Source organism: Arthrobacter sp. Y3221160 (assembly GCF_059092585.1).
Map to the genome: position 1 here is coordinate 1,029,988 of NZ_JBNHHU010000001.1, position 20,550 is coordinate 1,050,537.

General features: G+C 69.9%; 18 protein-coding genes. 8 read left to right on the forward strand and 10 right to left on the reverse strand.

Features of this window, described 5'->3' with window-relative positions; genetic code table 11:
• Window positions 1-23: 23 nt before the first annotated feature.
• Window positions 24-1,337, reverse strand: a complete 1,314-nt coding sequence (locus AC5RWG_RS04675) for a CpaE/TadZ family protein (protein ID WP_494049703.1) — start codon at window positions 1,335-1,337, stop codon at window positions 24-26.
• A complete protein-coding gene (locus tag AC5RWG_RS04680; protein ID WP_494166492.1) occupies window positions 1,334-1,981 on the reverse strand; it encodes a hypothetical protein in 648 nt (215 codons plus the stop codon). Before AC5RWG_RS04680 ends, AC5RWG_RS04675 begins: the two co-directional genes overlap by 4 nt.
• A gap of 234 nt (window positions 1,982-2,215) precedes the next feature.
• Between AC5RWG_RS04680 and AC5RWG_RS04685 the strand changes: the two genes are divergently transcribed.
• Window positions 2,216-2,431 (forward strand): helix-turn-helix domain-containing protein, encoded by a 216-nt coding sequence (locus AC5RWG_RS04685; protein WP_493979122.1) that lies wholly within the window; start codon window positions 2,216-2,218, stop codon window positions 2,429-2,431.
• A 4-nt stretch (window positions 2,432-2,435) separates the two neighbouring features.
• Here AC5RWG_RS04685 and AC5RWG_RS04690 read toward each other — a convergent pair whose 3' ends face one another.
• The gene (locus AC5RWG_RS04690) at window positions 2,436-2,996 is read right to left on the reverse strand and encodes a hypothetical protein (protein ID WP_494025569.1); all 561 of its coding nucleotides are present in this window, start codon (window positions 2,994-2,996) and stop codon (window positions 2,436-2,438) included.
• A 157-nt stretch (window positions 2,997-3,153) separates the two neighbouring features.
• Here AC5RWG_RS04690 and AC5RWG_RS04695 point away from each other — a divergent pair, with 157 nt between their 5' ends.
• Together AC5RWG_RS04695 and AC5RWG_RS04700 are read left to right on the forward strand one after the other, a co-directional pair.
• Window positions 3,154-3,873: a LysM peptidoglycan-binding domain-containing protein gene (locus AC5RWG_RS04695; protein WP_494049702.1), complete on the forward strand. Its 720-nt coding sequence runs from the start codon at window positions 3,154-3,156 to the stop codon at window positions 3,871-3,873.
• 97 nt (window positions 3,874-3,970) lie between these two features.
• Window positions 3,971-4,594, forward strand: a complete 624-nt coding sequence (locus tag AC5RWG_RS04700) for an Rv3235 family protein (protein ID WP_494049701.1) — start codon at window positions 3,971-3,973, stop codon at window positions 4,592-4,594.
• A gap of 9 nt (window positions 4,595-4,603) precedes the next feature.
• On the opposite strand, the gene secA is transcribed toward AC5RWG_RS04700, so the two are convergent.
• From secA to mtrA, 7 genes are all read right to left on the reverse strand, one after another.
• Window positions 4,604-7,330, reverse strand: coding sequence for a preprotein translocase subunit SecA (gene secA, locus AC5RWG_RS04705; RefSeq protein ID WP_494012510.1), 2,727 nt, complete (start codon window positions 7,328-7,330; stop codon window positions 4,604-4,606).
• A gap of 44 nt (window positions 7,331-7,374) precedes the next feature.
• Window positions 7,375-8,625: a winged helix-turn-helix domain-containing protein gene (locus AC5RWG_RS04710; protein ID WP_494012511.1), complete on the reverse strand. Its 1,251-nt coding sequence runs from the start codon at window positions 8,623-8,625 to the stop codon at window positions 7,375-7,377.
• Window positions 8,626-8,653: 28 nt separating this feature from the next.
• Complete coding sequence (gene hpf / locus AC5RWG_RS04715) at window positions 8,654-9,376, reverse strand: ribosome hibernation-promoting factor, HPF/YfiA family (RefSeq protein ID WP_494000220.1); 723 nt, start codon at window positions 9,374-9,376, stop codon at window positions 8,654-8,656.
• Between the two features lie 240 nt (window positions 9,377-9,616).
• The gene (locus AC5RWG_RS04720) at window positions 9,617-10,468 is read right to left on the reverse strand and encodes a ComF family protein (RefSeq protein WP_494166493.1); all 852 of its coding nucleotides are present in this window, start codon (window positions 10,466-10,468) and stop codon (window positions 9,617-9,619) included.
• 108 nt (window positions 10,469-10,576) lie between these two features.
• Window positions 10,577-12,304 carry an LpqB family beta-propeller domain-containing protein gene (locus tag AC5RWG_RS04725; RefSeq protein ID WP_494012513.1) on the reverse strand — a complete coding sequence of 576 codons (1,728 nt, stop codon included), beginning with the start codon at window positions 12,302-12,304 and terminating at the stop codon, window positions 10,577-10,579.
• Window positions 12,285-13,979 (reverse strand): MtrAB system histidine kinase MtrB, encoded by a 1,695-nt coding sequence (gene mtrB / locus AC5RWG_RS04730; RefSeq protein ID WP_494012514.1) that lies wholly within the window; start codon window positions 13,977-13,979, stop codon window positions 12,285-12,287. The genes AC5RWG_RS04725 and mtrB overlap by 20 nt, the downstream gene beginning before the upstream one ends.
• Window positions 13,980-14,657 (reverse strand): MtrAB system response regulator MtrA, encoded by a 678-nt coding sequence (mtrA, locus tag AC5RWG_RS04735; RefSeq protein WP_493989146.1) that lies wholly within the window; start codon window positions 14,655-14,657, stop codon window positions 13,980-13,982.
• A 191-nt stretch (window positions 14,658-14,848) separates the two neighbouring features.
• On the opposite strand from mtrA, the gene AC5RWG_RS04740 reads away from it, so the two are divergent.
• From AC5RWG_RS04740 to AC5RWG_RS04760, 5 genes are read left to right on the forward strand one after another with little or no spacing between them, the layout of a single operon-like run.
• Window positions 14,849-16,231, forward strand: coding sequence for a glycerophosphoryl diester phosphodiesterase membrane domain-containing protein (locus AC5RWG_RS04740; protein ID WP_494166494.1), 1,383 nt, complete (start codon window positions 14,849-14,851; stop codon window positions 16,229-16,231).
• On the forward strand, window positions 16,228-16,932 hold the full coding sequence (locus AC5RWG_RS04745; protein WP_494025561.1) for a DUF4129 domain-containing protein: 705 nt from the start codon (window positions 16,228-16,230) through the stop codon (window positions 16,930-16,932). The genes AC5RWG_RS04740 and AC5RWG_RS04745 overlap by 4 nt, the downstream gene beginning before the upstream one ends.
• Window positions 16,929-18,188: a DUF4350 domain-containing protein gene (locus tag AC5RWG_RS04750; protein WP_494025560.1), complete on the forward strand. Its 1,260-nt coding sequence runs from the start codon at window positions 16,929-16,931 to the stop codon at window positions 18,186-18,188. The genes AC5RWG_RS04745 and AC5RWG_RS04750 overlap by 4 nt, the downstream gene beginning before the upstream one ends.
• Window positions 18,185-19,210 carry an AAA family ATPase gene (locus tag AC5RWG_RS04755; RefSeq protein WP_494012518.1) on the forward strand — a complete coding sequence of 342 codons (1,026 nt, stop codon included), beginning with the start codon at window positions 18,185-18,187 and terminating at the stop codon, window positions 19,208-19,210. Before AC5RWG_RS04750 ends, AC5RWG_RS04755 begins: the two co-directional genes overlap by 4 nt.
• A gap of 8 nt (window positions 19,211-19,218) precedes the next feature.
• Window positions 19,219-20,511 (forward strand): DUF58 domain-containing protein, encoded by a 1,293-nt coding sequence (locus AC5RWG_RS04760; protein ID WP_494166495.1) that lies wholly within the window; start codon window positions 19,219-19,221, stop codon window positions 20,509-20,511.
• Window positions 20,512-20,550 lie beyond the last annotated feature (39 nt).

A 20,550-nucleotide genomic window follows, 5' to 3' on the forward strand; every position in this document is an offset into this window, starting at 1 on the left:
CCTAACGCGGCGCGTTCAAAACTTCACTTTGAGCGGGCACGACGGCAGATTCCCCGCCTGGGCGGCGCCGGCCGGCTTCCGGCCAGCCCGGCGATGGCGTGCCGCAGCGCAGAGCCCGGCGCGGATTCCAACAGGACCGAGCCGCCCAGCAGGGCGGCATCGGCTGCGGCGGTATCGGACGGCAGCAGGGCGGGGACGCCGGCGGCCGGCACGAACCGTTCCCAGGCCTCCCGCAACTGTGCTTCCGGCCGGGCTCCCACGGCTGCCGCCCGAACCTTGTTGAGCACCACTTCGGCCGAGGCGGAGGGGACGGCATGCGCCAGTTCGTCCAGCGCGCGGACCAGCCGCGGCAGCCCCACCGAATCCGCGCTGCCCACGGCCAGCACCCGGTCCGCCGCCTCCAGCACCCGCAACGTGGCACCATTGCGCCGCGGCGCCATCGAGTCAAAGCTCAGCTCCTCGTCGTGTTCCAGCGAGAAACCGCAATCCACGACGACGGTCTCCGCCACCGCCCGCGCCACGTCCAGCACCGCCCCGAGCGCCGACGGCCTCAGCTCGGTCCACCGGTCCACCCTCGTAATCCCGGTCAGCACCAGCATCGAGGTTCCGGCCACGGCTACCTTCAGGCAGACCCGTTCCAGGGCCGGGCTGTCCAGCACGCCCTGGTCCGCCAGCCGGCAGGCGTGGGCAAGCGCGGCAGATTCATCGAGCAGGCCAAGGAACGCGGCGACGCTGGCCCCGTAGGTATCCGCATCCATCAGCAGGGTCCGCCGGCCGGCGGCGGCGTATTCGGCGGCGAGGTTGACCGCCACGGTGGTGCGTCCCGGCGCCCCGGCCGGACCCCACACCGCGACGAGTTCACCCTTGGCCCCTGCAGGTGCCGGCGGTTTAACTGCAGCGTCGTGCGGCCGCAGGGCCCGGGCGGGGTCGGCCAGCGCCGCCCCTCCCGGCGCAGCGGCTCCTGCTGCCGCTTTGGCCGCCGTCAGCGAGCGCAGCTGCGCGACGGACTCGGCCACCAGTGCTGCCAGGGCCACGGGCTCAACGGTTGCGGCACCCGTGCGGATGCCGAGCGCTTCGAGCCGGAGGCGTTCCCCGCCGTCGTCGGTCAACGCCACCACGGACACCTCGGCGCCGTGCAGCCGCTCCAGCACACTGCCGTCGAGCTCCCTCGTCCGGCCCGCCACGATGGCCGCCCGGGCCAGCCCGGACTGCGCCGCCGCCAGCAACTCCGCGAGGTCGGTGCAGCGCCGGACCACGGTGACAGGCCCATGGAGCCGTTCCAGGCCGGTCACGAAGTCGGCGGCCGCCGTTCCCAGCGTGACGACCGGCAGACTCATGGAGTACCGGCCGGGTTGAGTACCACGTTGATGCGTGCCCCGTTGGCGAGGGCATGCAGCAGCGCCGGCAGGGTGTCATCCCCCACCAGGACGTGCAGCCGTTCCGCCCCGGACGAGCCGAAAGCGGTGGTGGCGCGCGTCAACTGCGACACCTCGGCCGCCTCGAGCAGCCTCTCCGGCTCCTTGAAACCGTTGCGTCCGTCGGGCAGCGACACCCATACATCGACCCGGGAACCGGGACCGGCCTCCTCGGGCAACGGGCTCTCGATACTCAGGCCGATCGGTTTCCGGTCCAAGTCGTCGCCGGCGCCCAGCACGGAAGCCGGCAGCAGTTCACCGCCCCGGACCAGCGCGGTGGCGACGGCATCTGCCGGCAACCCCGTTGCTGCCGGCAGATAAAGGCTGCCCGCCTCGCCCAGCCGAACGTCGACGACGACCACGTCGGCGGCGGAGATCGGTTGTCCCACCGCGATGTCCGTCCTGGCCGCCAGGACACCGGTGGTCTTATCCGCGCTGTTGACCAGCGCTGCGACTCCGGCCACCGAAGCCGCCACGAGCAGCAGCCCCACCAGCAACCGGGGATCTTTCCACGACGGGCGTTTCAACCGCTGTGCGACGGTTTTTTCTGCGATGGCAGCGCTCACGAATTTTCCCCCCTTATTCCCGCGCCCCAGGGGACAGCCAGCCTGCGCTCCGAGAGTCGGCCCCGAGGCCGCGGGTGGCACCATTCTGGTCGTGGCCCAGGGGAAAGGGAACCGCCGCGGCCACCCGGGCCGGATCTGGGGAAAACTTTTCAGAAGCAACGGGTCCAGTTGGATCAAACGACGTCAAACGGTGCCATAATGGCTGAAACCGTCCCCGCTCCGAAGGATCAGCCCATGCCGCGGTTCCTCACCCTGTCCGATGTGGCGGAGGAGTTGCAGATCTCCTCGTCGCAGACGTACGCCCTGGTTCGCAGCGGCGAACTTCCCGCCATCCAGATCGGCGGCCGGGGCCAATGGCGCGTCGAGCAGGTCATGCTCGACCAGTACATCCAGGACAAGTATGCCCAGACGCGGCGGCTGATCGAAGAGGCCAAGTCCACCACGGAATGAGCATTCAGTCCGGGCTGCGCGACACGAGGGCCGCAATGGCCGCGAAGGGCACCGTGTAGACCGACCGGACATTTGCCGCGCGCCTGTCCTCGCCCGACGGCACCGCCGCGAGGTCGAAGGAGTCCGCCCCGACCCTGTCGACCACCCCCTCGGCCGCCGGGATGCCGGGGCCGCCCGACAGGTAGACCGCGACCGGTGCGCGGTCGCGGCCAAGGGCGCGCAGTGCGGATCCGAGCCCGAGCCGACGCGCCCCGGTCGAGTCGGCAACCGCATGCCGGCCCATTCCTTCGAGCAGTTGGACAGCGGCCAACGGCAGGAGCACGCTCCGCACTCCCTCGTACAGCACCAACCAGGTTGATCCGACATGGGCCAGCGTCCCCTCGAACCTGAGGTCTGTGCCTGCACGGACGCGCAACCTGCTGCCCAGCTGCCCCCGAAGCCGGTCGGCCAGACCCACCGCGGCCAACTCGATCCGGGCGCGCTCGTTTACCTCCGCTTCCAACTCCAGCCGGTCTGCGGCGTGTAGCTGGGTCTCCAAATCGGCAAACAGGGCGTCCCAACGCATGGCGCCAGCCTAGGAACCTGCACCACATACCGTCAACGGAAAACCGACTGCTTTACAACAAGTGTTTGAAGCTGCCACTATTGGAAAACAAATAGCACTAAACATAACCAAACTACATCAAACGGCAGTAACACGTTTCTCTCTGGAGGCGCTTCCCATGCTCAGAACCACCGCCGATCTGGCAACCACAGGGCTGGTGACGGCTTGTGCCGCCGTGCTGGTGCTCGCGGGGAGGGAGCTGGCCACCGGCGCCACGTGGCCTTCGCAGAACTATCAGGACCTGCTGGCGCTCCTGTCGATCGGAGCCGGCGCGGCCGTGCTCTGTTGGTTGCTCCTGGGCATGGCGGCAGCGGCGGCCTGCGCGGTGCTGGCCAGGACCGGCCACAGTCGCCTGGCGGCCCGGTGGGCCGTGTGGAGTCCCGCGTTCCTGCGGCGCTTGGCGGGCGCCGTCGTCGGCCTCAATCTGGTGGTGGTCGCGGGCGCCCATGCGGCGGCCGCAACGCGTCCGGCCGAAGCCGCGGCCGGGACCGGCGCGTCCAGCGCTGCCGTTGTGGATCCCCGGTGGCAGCCGGACGGCCTGGCCGGTCGGATAAACCCTCCGGTGGACCCCTCATGGAAGCCCGCTCCGCCGGCCGCGGCCCCGGGCGCCGTCGTCAAGCCGCCAACCCGGGAAGCCTCTGACGCACCCCGGCTGGTTACCGTCACCGCCGGGGATTCCCTCTGGCAGCTCGCGGCCGCCGAGCTGGGCCCGCTGGCGACCGACGTGGAAATCGCCGAGCGGTGGCCGGAGTGGTATGCCGCCAACCAAACCCTCATCGGTCACGACCCCTCCCTAATCAAACCCGGGCAAACGCTCGTCGTACCTCCGCCCGGATAGTGAAGCTTTCCGGAAGCGGCCGAGAGACGCACACGGGAGCCGTGCTGTGTGGCGCGGCTGGAAGCCAAGGCAGTACCAGTGGAAGGAAGGGCAGGACATGGACAACGTGCGACACCTCCCGGCCGTGCAGACGCCGGAGAAGGAAGCCGCGGCGGGCGCGCGCCTGGACACGCTGGCACCGGCGAGCGGGGCGCCCCGGCCCCTGACGGTACGGCGGGTCAAACCGGCCGGGCCGGACGGCTACTTTGCGCCCGTCATCCGGTTGCAGCCCAGGCGACCGGATGACACCCGCGGGACGGCCGGACCCGCCGCAGTGCCCCGTCCCGTTCCGCTGCCGGTGGGCGGGGACCCCGAGGCGGAGGCCGAACTGCTCCACGTCACGGCGATGGCCCGGTCCGTGGCGCAGGCCTGCCTGGAGGCCGTCTCCGGCACACGGCCGGTCCAACAGCTGGCCCGCTGGCTTGACCCCGCCAGCTACGAAAAGCTGGTGCACCGGGCGGACATCGCCAGGGCCCACCAGGCGCAGCTGCGTTCCGATGGCCGGGCACCGCTGCGGCTGCACCGCAGCCCCGTGGTCCGCTCCGCCCGGGTGTGCCGTGCCGCCGACAGCGCCTATGAAGCGTCGTTGGTGGTGGCCGAGACCCGCCGGATACGCGCGGTGGCGCTGCGGCTGGAGTGGATCCGCGGACTGTGGAAGGTCACGGCCCTGGAGATCGGCTGAAGCCCCAAACTACTTCCGGCGCTTGCCGCTCTTGGCGGGGCGCTTGTCCCTGGCAGGCGCTGCCGCCTTGGCCGGGGCCTGGCGTTCGACCCGTGTCTCGGCTTCCCCGGATGCACTGGGCGCCGTGAACTGCAGGGCCGCCGGCCGCTGCGGAGCTTCCAGGCCGGCCGCGGTGATCTGCGGCGCCGCCGCCGCCCGGGCGTCAGCGACCCCGGGGACCGTCGCCTCGGCCGGCTGCTGAACCTGGACCTCGAGGTTGAAGAGATAGCCGATGCTCTCTTCACGGATGGACTCCATCATGGCCTGGAACATCACGAATCCCTCGCGCTGGTATTCGACCAGCGGATCGCGTTGGGCCATGGCCCGCAGTCCGATGCCCTCCTTGAGGTAATCCATCTCGTAGAGGTGTTCCTGCCACTTCCTGCCGATCACCGAGAGCACCACGCGCCGCTCCAGTTCGCGCATAGTCTCGGAGCCGAGCGTCTGCTCGCGCTGGGCGTAGGCGACCTTGGCATCGGAGACAATTTCGGCGCGCAGGAAATCCGCCGTGACCCTCGAGCGCCCGCCGGCTTCCTCCAGCACCTCGTCGATCGTCAGTTCGATCGGGTAGAGCTGCTTGAGGTTGGTCCACAGCTGCTCGTAGTCCCAGTCGTCGCCATGGCCCTCAGCGGTGGCTTCGTTGACCATCGCCGTCACCACGTCCTCAAGGAAGAACGCGACCTTCTCGTGCAGGTCGTCGCCTTCCAGGATGCGCCGCCGGTCGTTGTAGATTGCCTCACGCTGCCGGTTGAGCACGTCGTCGTACTTCAGCACGTTCTTGCGCTGCTCGGCGTTCCGGCCTTCGACCTGTGCCTGGGCGTTCTGGATGGCCTTGGAAACCATCTTGGACTCCAACGCCACGTCGTCGGGCATGCGGGAGGAGTTCATGATGCGTTCGGCCGCGCCCGAGTTGAACAGCCGCATCAGGTCATCGGTCAGGGAGAGGTAGAAGCGGGATTCACCCGGGTCGCCCTGGCGCCCCGAGCGGCCGCGGAGCTGGTTGTCGATGCGCCGCGACTCATGCCGTTCGGTGCCCAGCACGTAGAGACCGCCGAGCTCCTTGACCTCGTCGTGCTCGGCCTGCACGGCTTTCTGCGCCGCTGCCAGGGCGGCGGGCCAGGCGGCCTCGTAGTCTTCCGGGTTCGCGGCGGGGTCCAGGCCGCGGCGTTCCAATTCGGCCACCGCGTTGAACTCGGCGTTGCCGCCGAGCATGATGTCCGTACCGCGGCCGGCCATGTTGGTGGCCACCGTGACGGCACCCTTGCGGCCGGCCTGCGCGACGATCGCCGCTTCCCGGGCGTGGTTCTTGGCGTTGAGCACTTCGTGCCGGATACCCTGTTTCGCCAACTGCTTGGACAGGTACTCGCTCTTCTCCACGCTGGTGGTGCCCACCAGGACCGGCTGGCCCTTTTCGTGGCGCTCGGCGATGTCCTTCACGACGGCGTCGAACTTGGCGACTTCGTTCTTGTAGATCAGGTCCGACTGGTCGATGCGGGCCATCGGCTTGTTCGTCGGGATCGGAACCACGCCGAGCTTGTAGGTGCTCATGAACTCGGCCGCTTCGGTTTCGGCGGTGCCGGTCATGCCCGAGAGCTTGCCGTAGAGGCGGAAGTAGTTCTGCAGGGTCACCGTGGCCAGCGTCTGGTTCTCGGCCTTGATCTCGACGCCCTCTTTGGCCTCGATCGCCTGGTGCATGCCTTCGTTGTAGCGCCGGCCGGCCAGGATGCGGCCGGTGTGCTCGTCGACGATGAGCACCTCGCCCTTGAGCACCACGTAGTCCTTGTCCCGCTTGAACAACTCCTTGGCCTTGATGGCGTTGTTCAGGAACCCGATCAGCGGCGTATTCGCCGATTCATACAGGTTGTCGATGCCGAGGTAGTCCTCGACCTTTTCGATGCCGGATTCCAGCACGCCGACGGTACGCTTCTTCTCGTCGACTTCGTAGTCTTCGGTGTCCTTCAGCCGCATCACGACGCGCGCAAATTCGGTGTACCAACGGTTCACGTCGCCGGAGGCCTGGCCGGAAATGATCAGCGGGGTGCGGGCCTCGTCGATCAGGATCGAGTCGACTTCGTCCACGATCGCGAAGTGGTGTCCGCGCTGGACCAGTTCGTCACGGCTCCAGGCCATGTTGTCGCGCAGGTAGTCGAAGCCAAACTCGTTGTTCGTGCCGTAGGTGATGTCCGCCGCGTACTGTTCGCGGCGCGTCGCCGGGTTCTGGTTCGACAGGATGCAGCCGCTGGTCAGGCCCAGGAAGCGGTAAACACGGCCCATCAGGTCGGACTGGTATTCGGCCAGGTAGTCGTTGACCGTCACCACGTGGACGCCCTTGCCGGTGAGCGCGTTCAGGTAGGCGGGCGCGGTGGCCACCAGCGTCTTGCCTTCGCCGGTCTTCATCTCCGCGATGTTGCCCATGTGCAGGGCTGCGCCGCCCATCAGCTGGACGTCGAAGTGGCGCAGGCCGAGCGTGCGGCTGGCGGCTTCGCGGACGGCCGCGAATGCCTCCGGGAGCAGGTCGTCGAGCAGCTCGCCGTCCTGGTAGCGCTGCTTCAACGTGTCGGTTTCCCCGCGCAACTCGGCATCCGTGAGGGACTTGAAGTCCTCTTCCAGGACGTTGATCGCATCGGCGTAGCCGCGCAGCCTCTTCAGCGTCTTCTTGTCGCCGGTACGAAGCACACGCTCGAGAATCGTTGGCACTACATAGCTCCCAGTCAGTTGCGCAGAAATCTGGCTCGTTCAGTCTACGTGAGAGACGAGTCCCGCAGCGTTTTGGTTCCCGGCGGCCGTTTCGCGCTCTCACGGGCCAGGGCCGGGGCCAAACCGCCGCTCTCCTGAACCACGACGGCGTCCAGCGCCAGCCACTCGGCCATGCCGGCCAGCTCGGCTGCCAGCTCCGCGGCGGTTCCGGGCGGGGCGTCGTCTTCGGCGTGCGCAGCCCGGACCACGAGCCTGCCCGAGGCCCGGTCCGCTTTCAAGTCCACGCGGGCACACAGCCGGTCCCCCAGCAGGAACGGCAGGACGTAGTAGCCGTAGGTCCGCTTCGGCGCCGGCGTGTAGATTTCGATCCGGTAGCGAAAGCCGAACAGCCGCTCCACCCGCTGGCGTTCGAACACCAAGGAATCGAAGGGGCTCAGGAGTGCCCTGCCGGTGGCGCGGCGCGGCCGGGCCGCCTCGGCGTGCAGGTACACGTCGCCCCTCCAGCCATCCACCTGCACCGCTTCCAGCTTTCCGGCCGCCTCCAGGGTCCGCACCGCGTCGGCGGCCGCCCGCACCGGCACCCGGAAGTAGTCGGCGAAGCACTTGACGGTCCCGATGCCGTGAGCCAGCGCGGCGGCCTCGATCAGCCTCAGCATCGCCTGTTCAGGATCGGGCCGGTACTGTGCGTCGTGCGGGGCTGGCAGCACCCGCTCGGTCAGGGTGTAGAGCCGTTCGAACTGGGGAGTCCGCGCGGCGGCGCTGACCAGCCCCTGTTCGAAGAGGTCCTCCAGCACCCGCTTGACCGCGTTCCAGTTCCAGCCCCAGTCGGTCTTCGGCTGGTGCGCGTCATGGCCGATCCGGTCGGCGACCGCCCGGGCGGTCAGGCCGCGCGAGGAGGAAAGCGTGTCCAGGATCTTGGCGGTCAGGTCCTGGACGAGGACCGGGTCCATGCCGGCGGCGCCAACCCACCGGCGACGCTGCCACTGGCGGAGATCGGCGAAATCCTGCGGCTTGATATAGCTGGCTTCGTGCGCCCAGTACTCCATCATGCGGCGCGGCGCTTTTCCCGCAAACCGGTGGAGGATGTCGACGTCGTAGCCGCCGAGCCTGGAGAAGAACGGCAGGTAATGCGAGCGCACCAGCACGTTCACGGAGTCAATCTGCAGCAGCCGCAGCCGGTCAAAGGTCCGGCCCACCTGCCTTGCCGTGACAAGGCCGGTGGGCCGTTCCTGAACCAAGCCCTGCGCCGCCAGCGCGATGCGGCGGGCCTGGGCCGGAGTGATGCGGGCTGTCATGCCTTCATACTAGGCAGCCGCGGCGCTGTCAGGCCTTGGCGCCCGCCGACGCGCGGTAGGCCAGCACCTCTTCGCGCGCCTTGGCTTCTTCGGCGCTGCAATCGGCGTCGAGGGTGATCACGCCGTACGTCCAGCCACGACGGCGGTAGACGACGCTGGGTGCGTTCGTCGCCTTGTCGATGAACAGGTAGAAGTCGTGTCCCACCAGTTCCATGTTGTCCACGGCATCGTCGAGAGTCATGGACGCGGCCGGGAAGACCTTGCGGCGGATCAGCACCGGTGAGTCTCCGGCGGGAACATCGTTGTCGATGTCGTAGCCGGTCCGGTCCTCGGCCTGGTCCTGGGCAGTTGCCGCAGCCAGCGCCGCTTCGTGCAGCGGCATGTCCGAGCTGGCCGGTTCCAGCGTGGCGGTGGCCTGATGGACGGCGGTCGGGGTGTGACGGCCGTGGTGGACCTTGCGGCGGTCCCGAGCGCGGCGCAGGCGCTCCAAAAGCTTGTTATAGGCAATGTCGAAAGCTGCAAACTTGTCCGCGGCCTTGGCCTCGGCGCGGACCACGCTGCCCCGTCCGAGCACGGTGAGCTCGACGGTCATCGAGCTTTCGGCATTGCGGGCATTAGCCTCTTTGGTGACTTTGGCATCAAGCCGCTGGACCTTGTCGCCCAACTGCTCGATCTTGGAGATCTTCTCCTCAGCGTACTCGCGGAACCGATCCGAAACGGACAGGTTGCGGCCGTTGATGTTGAATTCCATGGTGCCCTCCATAATTGCCTAGATGACACAACAGCGACCGAAAAGAGAAACTCCTTTCAGCCGCTGAAGACGGGTTGCCTCCCTCGCGGGAGCCCATACTTCACGTTAGATCACGGACACCTTTTATTCACCCTTTACCCACGAATATCTACAACATTTGCCGACGATGTCCGAGGGCACTCCGAGGGCCGGTGCAGCCGGCACTGCATAATCGTTACACCCCGCGTCATTCCGCGGTGCTCACGAGGGCCGGCTCGCGGCCTCCCGGCCCGCATCCCGGCCGGCGGGCCCGGCCGGGGCCGAGGCGGCTGCCAGCACCGCTCCGCCCAGGGGATGTCCGCCGGCGGCACGCAGGGCCCGGGCCAGCTCACCCATCGTGGCACCGGTGGTGAGCACGTCGTCCACCAGGAGGCAGCACCTCCCGGCGATCAGGGGTGCGTACCCCGGCGGCACGGCCATGCTGCCGGCAACGTTCCGTTGCCGCGCCGACCGGCCCAGCGACTTCTGCCCGCCCGGGGAACCCGGCCGCTGCAGGCGCCGCGCCGGGTCCACCTGGCGGACGGCGGGCAGCAACTGCAGGCCGGCCGGCAGCAGGCCTTGCCGGGCCAGGCGGGACAGCAGCAGTTGAAGCGGATCGTAGCCGCGGCGCCGGCGGGAGCTGCCGCGCGAGGGAACCGGGACCAGCACCGCCGCGGCGGGCCGGCCCGCACGTGCCGCGGCCGCGTCCAGGGCTCCGGCCAGCACGACGGCCAGCACCGGCGCCAACTCGGTCCGGCCGTGGTTCTTAAAGGCCAGCACGGCCTGGGACAGTTCACGCCGGTAGGGCCCCCCGGCGGTCACCGGCAGCGGTCGGCCGGCCTCGTCCAGCGGCAAGCAATCGGCGTCCTGCTCCACGGCGATCGGTCGCACCGTCGAGCGCCGCAGGCGCCGCCTGCAGGCAGCGCACAGGACGTAATCCGTCGCACCGCAGGCCACGCAGTCGGTCGGCAGCAGCAGCCGGCCGAACTGCCCGGACCAGATCCGCAGCGCCTGCGCGGCCCGGCTGAAATACAGCCTGTCCAGCCGGGTGCCCACGTCCGCCGTCACCTTCATCACCGTGTCCCCGCCATCCCTTCAGCCTGGCCGCGCCCCCGCCCGCCCGGGGCGGCCCGGGCGCCGGCTGTGGAGTGTTCCGGTGCTGCGGCCGCTGTGGAGGCGGGGCTATCCGGGGAAGGACGGATCGATGACCAGCGGGGAATTTCGCTGCGGAGCCCAGCTGTTGCCGACGCGGATGTAGAGCATCTCGTTGGTCTGGGCGTACACGTCCTGGTCGCCGTTGCCCGCGCTGATCTCCACCATCCCCTGCAGGGGCGCGGTCCGCAGGGTGCTGCCGTCCAGGTTCAGCACCTCCGCAGTCACCGCTTGGTCGGGCGAGGCCTGCATGACGACGACGGTATCCTCGTCCGCCCAGACGCCCGAGTCCACCGGCACCGAGGGGTTCAGCCGCTTGGGGGTGGTGATGCCCCGGGGCCGGCCGTCCTGGTCGCGGACGACGCCGGCAACGTAGACCGAGGTGCTCTCGCCTTCACGGGTGGTGATGAGCGCCCTGGAACCTTCACGTGAAATCTGCAGCTCGGTCACGGTCCGCTCCGTCAGCCATTGGGCGCTGACCGCCACCGATTCGTCCGGCGCCTCGACGGAAACCGCGGAGACTTTCCCGCTGCCGTCGCCGGCCGCCGCCCAGGCCCAGCCGAAGGGATCGACGCTGGGTCCGGTGAGGTTGCTTCCGGTTGCCGCCTCCACCGCGCGGCGGTCCTCGCCGATCACGAACATCCGGTTGCGCTCGGCGGTCAGGAAGGCAAAGCGTTCCTGGTCCAGCGACATCGCCGGTTCGCGCGGGCGCAGCCGGCTGACGGACGGCAGGTCTTCCGGCTTGACCGGCCGCGATCCTTCGTAAAACACCAGTTCCTCGTCCAAAACCCCGATCTGCACGTTGCCGACCGCGGGGTCCGTCACCGCGGCTTGGAACTGGGGATCGGGGGAATTGCCCAGGTCCACTTCCCGCTGGTCCACGGTCATCTGGACGGTGGAGACGGTATTGAGCTCTCCCAGCGTCAGTTCCAGCTGCTGTTGCATCTGCTGCCGGCGCAGGAACGTGGTGCCCGTGAGGACTTCGGCCGACAGGTCCACGCTGGCAGCCCCCGATTCGATCGGTACGGCCCGCCGAACCAGCTGCGAGCCTTCCGGGAAGGCACTGATCACGGCGCCGGCCAGGTACGGCGCGGGCCCCTCCAGCATGGCAGCCACGATGGCCGCCGAGATGCCCTGCCGGTTGGCGAACCAGCGCACGTCCGGCACGGCATACGTGTACGTCGGGTCGTAGTAGTACAGGTTGAACGGGGAGAACAAGGTGCGGAAGTCCACCGTGGAGACCATGGTCCCGTCCGGAACGCTGGAGATCCGCCATTCGCCGTCCACCTGCGCCAGTTCCACCGGCAGCGATTCGGTGGCCCCTTCCTCCGCCTGGGTGCGGACGCCCGACTCGTTGATCGTGGCATCGACCTCCACCTGGAGCACGAATTCGGTTTCGGACGGCGATCCGACAATCCGCACGACGTTCCGGTACACCAGCGTCCGCTGCACCGGCTGCCATTCGCCGGCGAGGTCCGGGGCGAGGAATTCGCGCGCAATCCGGTAATCGTCCTGCGTGGCCGTGCCCGCCTGGATGAAGCCGGCGACGATCTGCTGCGGGGAGTCCCCCGGCGACGGCCCCGGCGGGTTGAAGGTGTAGCCGGTCCCCCCGGTTTCGCCCGAATCGGCCTGGACCGTGCCCACCGGCCCCGACATCGGGATGGAGGAACAGGAGACCAGCGCCAGCATGGCACAGAGCATGACGACGACGGCGCGCAGCCGGGAGGGGCGGGCAGGCTCAGCTGGGATCCGGAACACCGTTTTCCTCCTGCTGTTCGAGGAGCACATTCTCGGCCACCAGTTGGCCGTGCCACGCGGAGGCGCCGGCCGGTGGCAGCGGCAGCGGCGAATGGGTAAGCGTGCCGCCGCTGTGCCGCGGCAGCGTGAGCCGGAAGCAGGCACCGTTGCCCGGCTCGCCCCACGCCTGCAGCCAGCCGCCGTGGAGGCGGGCATCCTCGGTGGAAATCGACAGCCCCAGACCGCTGCCGCCGGTGGTCCGAGCCCGGGCCGGGTCGGCGCGCCAGAAGCGGTCGAACACCCTGGAGGCTTCCATGGGCGTCATCCCGATGCCGTAGTCCCGCACCGAGACGGCCACGGCGTCCTCGGTTGCCCCGACCGTGACCTCCACCGGTTTGCCTTCGCCGTGTTCCAGTGCGTTGACAATCAGGTTGCGCAGGATGCGTTCGATCCTGCGACGGTCCATGTCGGCGATGCAGCGCGGCTCGTGGGCAATCAGCCGCAGCTCCGACCCGCTGTTCTCCGCAAGCGGCTGGGCGGCGTCGAGCGCGGTGCGGGCGATCTCCACCAAATCGGTCGGCTCCGCGTCCAGTGCGGCAGCACCGGCGTCGAAACGGGAGATTTCCAAGAGGTCGGCGAGCAGCGCCTGGAAACGCTCCACCTGGTTGTACAGCAGTTCCGTGGAGCGGGCGTTGATGGGATCGAAGTCCCCGCGCGATTCGTACAGCACCTCCGCGGCCATGCGGACCGTGGTCAGCGGCGTCCGCAGTTCGTGCGACACATCGGACACGAACCGCTGCTGCATTTCCGACAGCGCCGCCAGCTGCGTGATCTGCTCCTGCAGGCTGTTGGCCATGTGGTTGAAGGAGGCCCCCAGCCGGGCGAGTTCGTCCTCGCCCCGGACTTCCAGCCGCTCCTGCAGTTGTCCTGCCGCCAGCTTCTCCGAGGCGATCGCCGCCTGGCTGACCGGGTGCACGACGGCGCGGGTCAGCAGCCAGACGATGCCGCCGACCAGGATCAGCAGCAGCCCGCCGCCGATCCAAAGCACCCGGTGAATGAAGTCCAGGGTCTGCTGGACCGAGGAGAGGTCGTAGATCAGGTACAGCGCATACGAATTGCCCGGCGGCAACGACACCTTGGTGCCGAATCCGATCGCGGGGACATCGCTGTCGCCCACGGGCAGCGCGAGCGCCTGGCGGTACTGCCCGGTGCCGGTGGCGACTTCCCGGGCCAGCCCCTCCGGAATGATGTTGGCGGTGATGGAGGTGTTCGACTGGCTGAACACGTAGAGGTTCTGGCCGCCCGGCAGCGGCGTCAGCAGGTAGTAGCGCGGCGCTTCGGCGCCGGTGCCTTCCAGCAGTTTCAGCGTGTCCGCCACCATGCTGGAGACGGTCGCCCGGTCGCTGGCCGAGGAACTCTCGAAGATTGTCTTGACCTGGGACAGCCCGCGCCGGGACTCGGCTTCCGCCTGGTTTACCCGCTCCTGGTAGAGCCCGGAGGCGATCTGGCTGGAGAGGAACGCGCCCACGCCCATGAAGGCGAAGGCGGTGAGCAGGACGGCGGCGGTCACCGTACGGAACTGCAGCGACCGCCGCCATTTCCGGTTCAGGAACTCGCGGGCCCGCAGCGTGGCATGCCAAGCGGCCTCAGCTGCCGCCTTCAGCTTGGCTGTCCACCGGCTGAGAACCGGCTCCACTTACCCTTGGCCGGCCTTGTAACCGACGCCGCGCACCGTGAGCACCACTTCGGGGGCCTCCGGGTCGCGTTCGATCTTGGAGCGCAACCGCTGGACGTGAACGTTGACCAGGCGGGTGTCTGCGGCGTGGCGGTAGCCCCAGACCTGCTCCAGCAGCAATTCGCGGGTGAAGACCTGCCAAGGTTTCCGGGCCAGGGCCACCAGCAAGTCGAATTCCAGCGGGGTGAGCGAGATCTTCTCGTCCCCGCGGTGGACCACATGCCCGGCAACATCGATCACCACGTCGGCGATCCGCAGGGTCTCGGGCGCCCGCTGGTCGCCCGGGCGCAGGCGCGCGCGCACCCGGGCTACGAGTTCTGCCGGCTTGAACGGCTTGGGCACGTAGTCGTCGGCACCGGATTCCAGGCCCCGGACCACGTCGGAGGTGTCCGATTTGGCCGTCAGCATGACAATGGGAACGTCCGATTCGCCACGGATCTGGCGGCAGACCTCAATGCCGTCCAGCCCCGGGAGCATCAGGTCGAGCAGCACCAGGTCCGGCTTGCTGCTGCGGAAGACCTCGAGGGCCTGCGCGCCGTCCGCGCAGAACACGGGATCGAATCCGTCGTTGCGCAGCACGATGCCGATCATCTCGGCCAGGGCCTCGTCGTCGTCTACGACCAGAATGCGTGCCTTCATATCTCCCTATTGTTCCCTATTCCCCTCATCCCTGACGTAACGACGCACAGGGCACACCGACACTGCGCCCACGGCGGGCCCGCGCCGGGATGGTAGGAACTGGCGGACCGAAACTATAGGCTGATGAGAGGCTAACACTTCGCCGGAGGCCTCCCGCAGCCGGCGACACGAGATGAGGAAGACGGGACGCGATGAGCCACGGGGCCAATGACGCCGGGCACGACAGCAGGGATCCGCAAGGCCAGGGCCCCGACGGCACGGGCCCCGGCAACGGCGCCGGGTCCGGGGCCGACAGCCAAGCGCCGGGCCAGCCTGCGTGGGGGCAGCAGCCGGTGTGGGGCCAGCCGCCGGCCTGGGGACAGCCCGGGCCGGGCGCGCACCACCCGACGTGGGCGCCGCCGGGCCAGCAGCCTCCGCCCGCCCAGCCCGGGTGGAACCCGCAGCCGGTGTGGGGACAGCCCGCGCCCGGCGCACAGCAGCAGGGAGGCTGGCCGGCGCCCGCCGGTCCGGGCCCGTACCGCGGCTATGTGGCTCCGCCGAAACCGGGCGTCATCCCGCTGCGTCCGCTCGGCGTCGGCGAGATCCTCGACGGCGCCTTCCAGGCGGCCCGCAAGAACGCCGCGGCGGTCTTCGGCACCGCGGTGCTGCTCCAGGTGGTCGTCAGCGCGCTGGCCTGGCTGGTCGGCGGGCTGATCATTTCGGCCTTCGGCGGCCTGCAGGTCATGGCCAACGAGGAACTCACGGATGCATCCGCGGTGGCCTTCGGCCTGTCCATCATCATCTCCTCGCTCGTGCTCGGCCTGCTGTCCGGGGTGGGGATCCTGGTCCTGCAGGGCGTCCTCGCCATTCCCACCGCCCGGGCCGCGGTCAACCAGAAAACCGGCTTCGGCCTGATGTTCGCGCTTGCGAAGGGCCGGATCGGTGCGCTGGTCGGGCTGGCCCTGCTCTATCTCGCCCTCACCGCTGCCGCACTGGTCGCGATCATCGCCGGCTCCTTCTTCCTGGCCGACCAGCTCGGCGTGTCCTCGGCCTGGATCATCGTGCTGATCATTGTGGGCCTGACGGCGGTATCCGTCTGGATCGGCATCAAGCTGATGCTGGCACCTGCGGTGATCATCATGGAACGCGCCTCGGTCTTCCGGGCGCTCGCCCGGTCGTGGCAGCTGACCGACCGCAGCTGGTGGCGGACCTTTGGCATCATCCTCTTGTGCACCATCATCGTCACGGTGATCACCTCCGTGGTCAGCATGCCCATCTCGTTCATCGTGGGACTCGCCGGTCCGCTGCTGGGCGACCCCACATCGCCCGAGAGCATGCTGGCGACCATGGGGCCGCTCACGCTGGTCTCGATGCTGCTGTCTTCCATCTTCTCGGCCATCGGCTACGCCTTCCAAGCGGCCGTGATCGCCCTGGTCTACATCGACCTGAGGATCCGCCGCGAAGGGTTCGACGTCGTGCTGTTGCGCGAACATGAAGCCTCCGGCGGCCGGGAGACCCGGACCATTCCGGGACTCGGCGCGGGCGCGGCACCCGGCCCCGCGGTTCCCGGGCCGGCCGGCCCCTGGCCGACGTGACCGTGCACGCCCCGGGCATCGCGGCAGCGGCACCGGGTTCCGCAGCTGTCCCCTTCGAGGTCCCGGTGGAGCCGGGGCCGGAAGAGGCGCGCGAACTGCTCGTCCGCGAACTGGCCAAGGAGGAGTACCAGGATGCCCGGCCCGGGGTCTTGGAATCGGTGCTGCAGGCCATCCTCGACTGGCTGGCCGGGCTGGTCGCCCAACTCAATGGCTTCAGCCCCAATCTCGGCACGCTGGTCCTGGTCCTGGCCGCCCTGCTGCTGATCGGCGCGGCCGTGTGGCTGATCAAGCCCCGGCGCAACGCCCGCAGCCGCGCGGCGGCGGAGATGTTCGACGGCGCCGTCCCGCTCACAGCCGACGAACACCGCCGCAAGTCCCGGGCGGCCGCGGACCGGGGCGACTGGGATGCGGCGCTGACGGAGCGGTTCCGCGCGCTGGTGCGCTCGATGGAAGAGCGGGTGGTCCTGGATGCCCGGCCGGGCCGCACCGCCGACGAAGCGGCCGCAGGCATCGCCGCCGCGTTCGGCGCCGAGGCCGGGCGGCTGCGGGTTGCGGCCAACCGGTTCGACGCCGTGCGGTACGGCAACGTTCCCGCCACGCGTGCGGACCTTGACCAGCTGGCGGCCCTGGACGATTCCCTGGCCGCGGCCTCCCCGCAGCCGGGCGGCAGCGGCCCGGCGCCGCTGGCGGTTCCGCGATGAGCCACGCACGCGCCGCGGACCGGACTGCTGCGGCAGCCAACAGCTTCGCCGGAGGCACCACCGGAACCGGCGGCGCACCCGGAGACCTGCCGGAAACCGTCGGCGACGGCGGCTCGGTGCTGTCCACGCTGCGCGACCGGCTGCGCCGGTGGAGCTTCTGGCTCCTGCTGCTGGTGCTGCTGTGCGGCGTCGTGGCGCTGGAACTGCTCCGCGGCCCGGCCGCCGACCGCGCCGACCTCTCCCCCGGCAACGCCGCGCCCAACGGGGCCCAGGCCGTGGCCGAAGTGCTTCGCCAGCAGGGGGTGCAGGTGACCGCCACGAATTCGCTGCAGGAGACCCGGGACCAGCTGACGGCAGGCGACGCCGCCCTGCTGATCCACGACCCGGACGGCTACCTGACCGCCGGGCAGCTGAAACCGCTGAAGGAGCAGGCCGCGCGGATCGTGCTGCTCGAGCCCGGCTTCGAGGCGCTGCGGGCCCTTGCCCCCGGCGTCCGGGCCGCCGGCGTCGTCCCTGCCGACGGGGGCAACCTCGCGGCCGCCTGCGGCCTGCCCGGCCCCGCCGCGGCCGGCGAAATCACCCGCGGCGGCTTGGCCTACCGCGGCGGCGGCGAGCTGTGCTTCGCCTTCGAGACACCGGCCGATGACGCGGCGCCCTTCGTCGTGTCCGACGACGGAGCCACCATCGTGCTCGGCGCCGGCCATGTGCTCAGCAACGAAGGCGTCGTCCGCGCCGGCAACGCCGCGCTGGCCCTGCGCACGCTGGGAGCCACCGAGCGGCTGGTGTGGTACCGGGCGGGACTGGAGGACCTTCCGGTGTCCGGCGAAGCGGTCAACCCCATGAGCCTGCTGCCCGCCTGGGTGCTTCCGGTGTCCCTGTGGCTCATGGCCGTCGGCGTCGCCGCGATGTTCTGGCGCGGACGCCGGCTCGGGCCCCTGGTGTCCGAGCCGTTGCCGGTGGTGGTCCGCTCGGCCGAGACGATCGAGGGCCGTGCCCGGCTGTACCGGAGCGCCAAGGCCGTGAACCACGCCGCCGACAACCTGCGCGCCGCCACCCTGACCCGGCTCGCCGCCCACCTGCGGCTGCCCGCAGGCGCCGCGAGCGCCGACGTCGTCGATGCGGTAGCCCGGGACAGCAGCCGCCCGCGTGCCGAACTGGAGCGCCTCCTGCGCCACGAGGCACCCGGCACCGAAGCCCGGCTGGCGGCCTGGGCACAAGAACTGCAGCAGCTAGAGAAAGAGGTAACGCACCGATGAGCGATCAGCCAGGACAGCGGCAGGCATCCCAGTACGGCGGAGGGCCGGCCGTCGCCACGCCGCCCGCCGACGACGACCGCCTGCGCCAGACCCTGCATGACGTCCGCACCGAAGTGGCGAAGGCAGTGGTGGGCCAGGATGCCACCGTCACCGGGCTGCTGATCGCCCTGCTGTCGCACGGGCATGTGCTGCTGGAGGGAGTGCCCGGCGTCGCCAAGACGCTGCTGGTCCGCTCGCTCTCCGCCGCCTTGAGCCTGGACACCAAGCGGATCCAGTTCACGCCCGACCTGATGCCGGGCGACGTCACCGGCTCCATGATTTACGACACCCACACGGCCGAATTCCGCTTCCGGGAGGGCCCGGTCTTCACGAACATCCTCCTGGCCGACGAAATCAACCGGACGCCGCCGAAGACGCAGGCCTCGCTGCTGGAAGCGATGGAAGAACGCCAGGTGTCGGTGGACGGCACCTCACGGAAGCTGCCCGAACCGTTCATCGTGGCGGCCACGCAGAACCCGGTGGAATACGAGGGCACCTACCCGCTGCCGGAAGCGCAGCTGGACCGCTTCCTGCTGAAGCTCACCATGCACCTGCCCGACCGGGACGCGGAAATCGAAATCATCCGCCGCCACAGCCAGGGCTTCGACCCGCGCGACCTGCAGGCCGCCGGGGTGCGGGCCGCCGCCTCCGCCGAGGACCTGGTGCGGGCCCGGGCCGCCGTGGCCCGGGTGGCGATCGCGCCGGAGGTGGTCGGCTACATCGTGGACCTGGTCCGGGCCACGCGGTCCGCGCCGTCGTTCCAGCTGGGCGTTTCGCCGCGCGGCGCCACCGCCCTGCTCAACACCTCCCGGGCCTGGGCGTGGCTGAACGGCCGCGGTTTTGTCACGCCGGACGACGTCAAGGCGATGGCCCTGCCGGCGCTGCGGCACCGGGTGGGACTGCGGCCGGAGGCGCAAATGGACGGCGTGCAGGCCGACGACGTGCTGCAGAGCATCCTGGCCACCGTGCCGGTCCCCCGCTGAGTGACGCCGTGGCGATCACCGGACGTTTCGTCCTGCTGGCCCTGGCGGGCGTCATCCCGCTGATGCTCTTCCCGCGCCCCGTCACGGCTCTGGTGTGCTGCCTGCTGCTGGCCGCGGCGGTCGGCGTGGACCTGTCGCTGGCGCTGTCGCCGCGCCGCGTCGGGCTGCAGCGGAGGCTGCCGTCGAATGTCCGGCTGGGGGAATCCGTGACGGCCCGGCTGCTGCTGGCCAACCATGGCCGCCGCCGGCTGCGGGCCGTGGTGCGCGACGGCTGGCAGCCCTCGGCCGGCGCCGCCAACCCGGAGCAGCGCGTGCGACTGGCGCCGGGGGAACGGCGGCTGGTCGAGGTGCAGCTGACGCCGCAGCGCCGCGGCGACCTGCAGGCGCACCACGTCACCGTCCGGTCGCTGGGGCCGCTGGGGGTGGCCGCGCGCCAGATCACCATCGCCCTGCCCGGCCGGCTGCGGGTGCTGCCGCCGTTCCATTCCAAACGTCACCTGCCCTCCAAGCTGCGCAAGCTGCGTGAACTGGACGGCCGCGTGGCGGTGCAAATCCGCGGGGCCGGCACCGAATTCGATTCGCTGCGCGACTACGTGCGCGGCGACGACGTGCGCTCCATCGACTGGCGCGCCACCGCCCGGCGGCAGGCCGTCGTCGTCCGCACCTGGCGTCCCGAACGCGACCGCCGGGTAGTGATCGTGCTGGACACCTCCCGCACCTCGGCCGCACGGATCGAGGACGAGCCGCGGCTGGACACCGGAATCGAGGCCTCGCTGCTGCTGGCCGTGCTCGCCGAGCGCGGCGGCGACCGCGTGGATTTTTTGGCCTTCGACCGGCGGCCGCGGGCCAGGGTCGCCTCCTCGGCCAAGGGCAACCTGCTCAACCAGCTGGTCAACGCCATGGCCCCGCTGGAACCGGAACTGATCGAAGCGGACTGGTCGCAGATACCCGCGGAGATCCACGCCCTGTCCTCGCACCGGTCGCTGGTGGTGCTGCTGACCTCGCTGGACTCCGGGGCGGCGGAGGAGGGGCTGCTGCCGGTGCTGGCCCAGTTGACAGCCAAGCACACCGTGGTGGTCGCCTCCGTCAGCGATCCGCACGTGGACCGGCTGCGCGCCGTCCGCGGGACCGCCGACGACACGTACCGGGCCGCCGCCGCCGAGCGTGCCGTGCTGGAACGGGCGGCAGTCGCCGCGCAGATCCGCCAGTTCGGCGCGGAAGTGGTGGACGCTCCCCCGCACGAACTGCCGCCTCAACTGGCCGACCTGTACATCCGGCTCAAAGCCGCCGGACGGCTGTAACCGCCATGGACCCCGCTGCCGGCCTGCCTGGCCGGCCCG

What these genes read in the sequence shown, in the direction of transcription:
- AC5RWG_RS04675 (WP_494049703.1), bottom strand. Translation starts at nt 1,337, where the DNA reads ATGAGTCTGCCGGTCGTCACGCTGGGAACGGCGGCCGCCGACTTCGTG.
- AC5RWG_RS04685 (WP_493979122.1), top strand. Translation starts at nt 2,216, where the DNA reads ATGCCGCGGTTCCTCACCCTGTCCGATGTGGCGGAGGAGTTGCAGATC.
- AC5RWG_RS04690 (WP_494025569.1), bottom strand. Translation starts at nt 2,996, where the DNA reads ATGCGTTGGGACGCCCTGTTTGCCGATTTGGAGACCCAGCTACACGCC.
- AC5RWG_RS04695 (WP_494049702.1), top strand. Translation starts at nt 3,154, where the DNA reads ATGCTCAGAACCACCGCCGATCTGGCAACCACAGGGCTGGTGACGGCT.
- AC5RWG_RS04700 (WP_494049701.1), top strand. Translation starts at nt 3,971, where the DNA reads ATGGACAACGTGCGACACCTCCCGGCCGTGCAGACGCCGGAGAAGGAA.
- AC5RWG_RS04710 (WP_494012511.1), bottom strand. Translation starts at nt 8,625, where the DNA reads ATGACAGCCCGCATCACTCCGGCCCAGGCCCGCCGCATCGCGCTGGCG.
- hpf (WP_494000220.1), bottom strand. Translation starts at nt 9,376, where the DNA reads ATGGAATTCAACATCAACGGCCGCAACCTGTCCGTTTCGGATCGGTTC.
- AC5RWG_RS04720 (WP_494166493.1), bottom strand. Translation starts at nt 10,468, where the DNA reads ATGAAGGTGACGGCGGACGTGGGCACCCGGCTGGACAGGCTGTATTTC.
- mtrA (WP_493989146.1), bottom strand. Translation starts at nt 14,657, where the DNA reads ATGAAGGCACGCATTCTGGTCGTAGACGACGACGAGGCCCTGGCCGAG.
- AC5RWG_RS04740 (WP_494166494.1), top strand. Translation starts at nt 14,849, where the DNA reads ATGAGCCACGGGGCCAATGACGCCGGGCACGACAGCAGGGATCCGCAA.
- AC5RWG_RS04750 (WP_494025560.1), top strand. Translation starts at nt 16,929, where the DNA reads ATGAGCCACGCACGCGCCGCGGACCGGACTGCTGCGGCAGCCAACAGC.
- AC5RWG_RS04755 (WP_494012518.1), top strand. Translation starts at nt 18,185, where the DNA reads ATGAGCGATCAGCCAGGACAGCGGCAGGCATCCCAGTACGGCGGAGGG.